Genomic DNA, 3,164 nt, shown 5'->3' with positions numbered 1-3,164 from the left:
GGCATTGGTCGCTGGCTCAATCAAACATCAACCGCTGCCGCTTATGTGAAAAAACAATTTTTAGAGCAAAGAATTGCCCTTGAACAGCTGTTTGAAAGCTATGAACAGGGCGAGATCAATGCCAGAAATTTTGTCCATGAGGCGGAAGATGCCGCACAAACCATGAACCTGCTCAATCAAACGGATTTAGACCGGCTCAATAACGCCATTGTTTCAGCCAAACAAAACATGGCCAGCTTAGGCGACAGTTCCCGCAATACCCTGAACAGCCTGCAAGATGAACTGGATGAATTGCAGGGCAGACAATCGGATATTGAGCAACGGCGTTATCAAAATCAGCGTGATGATCTGAAGGCGCAGCAGGCCGAGGCCATTGCCAACGGGGATCAGGAGGCGATCAGGAATATCAACTCAGCTCTGCGAATCAGTGAGCAGATTTACAACGAGCGACTGCGGCAGGCTAATAATGAAAGAGCAAAAGCCCTCCAGGAGAGCCAGGGGAGTGCGTCAGCACCAATCACTCGAACCACACAACCGGCTCCGCAAAGAATTATCCGGCTCGAATATCCCGATGGTGCGGTCAATGTCGGCATTGATTCAACGGATGAAACCAAACTGCTGGAAGCCCTGAAAAACGCAGGCATGAGGACGGTCTGATGCAACTGGATACCATAACCCTCCCAGACGATCTGCTCTGGATTAATGAATTTGAATGGAACCCCGTCGAGCAAACCACAGAGCGTAGCCTGACCGGGGCTTTTCTAATTCAAGAAGGTCAACTAAGCCACGGCAGGCCAATCATACTCTCTGGCAATGGTGAGGCTGGTTGGGTTTCCCGGCTGACGGTCAAGAGCTTGTTTGCTCTCTCCAAAGCTGCCAATAAAACGATGACTCTAAAGCTTCCAGATAGTCGGCAGTTCTCCGTTATCTTTGATCGGTCTAACGGCGCTCCCGTAGAGGCAAAGCAGGTTTTACCATTTGCTTATCCAGAGGACAGTGACCAATACCTTCTTACTCTTAGATTGCTGTCTGTTCACTCAGGTTGAGACAGGCTCAATCGGGACGGTAAATATTCCTTCAGCTTGAACACTGAAAATTGGCAGGGAGAGTGCCATCTGAATTTTTACTGGGACTCTGGTTTGTTTCATCTGAATTAGAAGTCAGTGTTAATTCACCGGAGTTTCCAGCTGAATGGATTGACTGGAGATACTGCTCTCTTGCGATTTTCGCTTGCTTTGAAGCTTCTTCCTTGTTGGCGGTTTGTTTTTTGATTCTGTTGTAAGCACTCATATAGATTCTTTGCCCCTGTGCGAAGACGGGATCTTTGCAACGCTCCCTTTGGTACTCCCTTCGGTACTTTGCGAAAGAAGGATCTTTGCGACGCTCCCTTTGGTACTCCCTATGGTACTCCCTTTCGCGCTCTGCAAAAGCGGGATCTTTGCGACGCTCCCTTTGGTACTCCCTTTTGCGCTCTGCGAAAGCGGGATCTTTGCGACGCTCCCTTTGGTACTCCCTTTGGTACTCCCTTTCGCGCTCTGCGAAAGCAGGATCTTTGCGACGCTCCCTTTTGTACTCCCTGTGGTACCGCCTTTCGCGCTCTGCGAAAGCAGGATCTTTGCGAAGCTCCCTTTGGTACTTCCTTCGGCGCTCCAATCGTGAGGCTTTGTTGTCAGTTGTTTTTTTAGATGGGTTTGAAACAGACTTACTACCCAGGTTATCAGCTTGAATTATCGGACTGATTTGCTCCATCACGTTAGGATACTGATGGCTGTTATCAACAGAGTGAGAGCCGTCTTCACCAGCCATACTCCAAACTCGCACAATTTTTATTTCTGATGCAGTGCCACTATCGGCTTTTTGAAATGTTTCTGGTCTTACGGATAATTCAAAGGGCTCATCCAGGCAGATCTCTTTAGAATCAAGAATAGTGATTGACATTTGTTTAATTCTTGAATCATCGAATCGGTTTTGGAATCTATCCTCATCGGGTATTGAGGTGTTATTGATTGGGACCGTGTGTTCCACTTTCTGACCGAATGCTATAGCGTTTTTTTGTGTACAGCCCTTGGAAAGTGACTTACCGCAGGGCATAGCAGCGTCATATGCAGTTAGAACATTCGAATAAGAACCTTGTAAGTTAAAATCTGGATCAGTCATTAATTCATAAATTCATCAAGTTATTGAATCACAGCTTAAGACTCCCGCTACGTTACACAAGTTCCTTCCTGACACAACCCATTCACTATTTACATCAAAAAAAGCATAAGGATTTGATATGACTATTAATCATGATGATGTGAAACTCTCGGAGTGGAAGTGTGAGACGATTAGATCAAGAATCCGAGTAGATGAGTCGGGTAGCCGGGTGACATTACTGTCACCCAGCCCCCTAAGAACCGTACTTGCGACTTTCACCGCATACGGCTCAAGCCTTAAGGGCATTCACTATTTGCACCCTGTGCCATTCGACACCATTGATGCACCAATTGACGATATTGAGGTGGACTATCAAGCGTTTTATATACAGCTTGCTTGTCGTGCAATGGATCACCATGTTGAAAGGGTGCTCCACACACCGCGCAACTGTTCTGCTGCCTGAATAGCGCCTCTCGTCGTTGTTTATAGAAGGATTCTTTCAGCTGTCTTCGCCGACGTCGCTGTTCCCAATAATCCAGCAGGCCCGGATTGTGCGGACTTGAAGCCCCTCGAACCTTGATATGTCGGGTTATTGGAGTGTGCTTGTGCCGGTATAGATGCAAACTGTCGTTCCTGAACATCCAGTCCTGACCGGGAAAGTACCGATATTTTACCCAGTGTTTCGATTTGTTCGGGTGTCGGCGCTTTGCCCAGCACCATGTTAATTTCCATATCCGGTGATCGACATAACTGAATGTCCGCTTGCTGTTACCATGCCGATAGTAGTTACTCCAACCTCCAATAATGGGGTTCAGAATATTAATCAGAGGCCTTGTTTGAGACCATCCAGACCATCGACGGTGTCATTCTTGAAAAAGACAATGCCCTTCTTGAGAAAGATGACATTATCCAGAAAAAGTCCATCGTCATAGAAGAACAGAAAAAACGCATTGCCATCCTGGAAGAATACCTGCGTCTGGAACGTGCCCGCCTCTATGGCCACAGCTCTGAAAAGTTCAGCGGCCAGG

General features: G+C 47.3%; 5 protein-coding genes and 2 pseudogenes. 4 read left to right on the top strand and 3 right to left on the bottom strand.

Annotated elements, in window-relative coordinates:
* Positions 1-657 (top strand): annotated as a pseudogene (locus J7438_RS24865) (hypothetical protein); the annotation flags it as partial.
* The gene (locus J7438_RS24860) at positions 657-1,046 is read left to right on the top strand and encodes a hypothetical protein (protein ID WP_209278736.1); all 390 of its coding nucleotides are present in this window, start codon (positions 657-659) and stop codon (positions 1,044-1,046) included. The pseudogene J7438_RS24865 and the gene J7438_RS24860, both read left to right, overlap by 1 nt.
* 31 nt (positions 1,047-1,077) lie before the next feature.
* On the opposite strand, the gene J7438_RS24855 is transcribed toward J7438_RS24860, so the two are convergent.
* Complete coding sequence (locus J7438_RS24855) at positions 1,078-1,938, bottom strand: hypothetical protein (protein WP_209278735.1); 861 nt, start codon at positions 1,936-1,938, stop codon at positions 1,078-1,080.
* 337 nt (positions 1,939-2,275) lie between these two features.
* Between J7438_RS24855 and J7438_RS28050 the strand changes: the two genes are divergently transcribed.
* On the top strand, positions 2,276-2,599 hold the full coding sequence (locus J7438_RS28050; protein ID WP_286196920.1) for a hypothetical protein: 324 nt from the start codon (positions 2,276-2,278) through the stop codon (positions 2,597-2,599).
* A 20-nt stretch (positions 2,600-2,619) separates the two neighbouring features.
* Here the strand turns inward: J7438_RS28050 and J7438_RS28045 are convergent, their stop codons facing one another.
* Positions 2,620-2,868: a hypothetical protein gene (locus J7438_RS28045; protein ID WP_286196918.1), complete on the bottom strand. Its 249-nt coding sequence runs from the start codon at positions 2,866-2,868 to the stop codon at positions 2,620-2,622.
* Positions 2,853-2,939: pseudogene (locus J7438_RS28530) on the bottom strand (group II intron maturase-specific domain-containing protein); the annotation flags it as partial. The gene J7438_RS28045 and the pseudogene J7438_RS28530, both read right to left, overlap by 16 nt.
* A gap of 29 nt (positions 2,940-2,968) precedes the next feature.
* Here J7438_RS28530 and J7438_RS24845 point away from each other — a divergent pair.
* Positions 2,969-3,164, top strand: a 196-nt coding sequence (locus J7438_RS24845; protein ID WP_209278734.1) for a hypothetical protein, incomplete at its 3' end; no start/stop codon positions are given.

The sequence above is a fragment of the Thalassotalea sp. G20_0 genome, from assembly GCF_017744175.1.
Lineage (GTDB): Bacteria > Pseudomonadota > Gammaproteobacteria > Pseudomonadales > Endozoicomonadaceae > Endozoicomonas.
Note: the sequence above shows the minus strand (reverse complement) of the source record. Positions and strands in the feature narration are given on the sequence as shown.

What these genes read in the sequence shown, in the direction of transcription:
- J7438_RS24860 (WP_209278736.1), top strand. Translation starts at nt 657, where the DNA reads ATGCAACTGGATACCATAACCCTCCCAGACGATCTGCTCTGGATTAAT.
- J7438_RS24855 (WP_209278735.1), bottom strand. Translation starts at nt 1,938, where the DNA reads ATGTCAATCACTATTCTTGATTCTAAAGAGATCTGCCTGGATGAGCCC.
- J7438_RS28050 (WP_286196920.1), top strand. Translation starts at nt 2,276, where the DNA reads ATGACTATTAATCATGATGATGTGAAACTCTCGGAGTGGAAGTGTGAG.
- J7438_RS28045 (WP_286196918.1), bottom strand. Translation starts at nt 2,868, where the DNA reads ATGGAAATTAACATGGTGCTGGGCAAAGCGCCGACACCCGAACAAATC.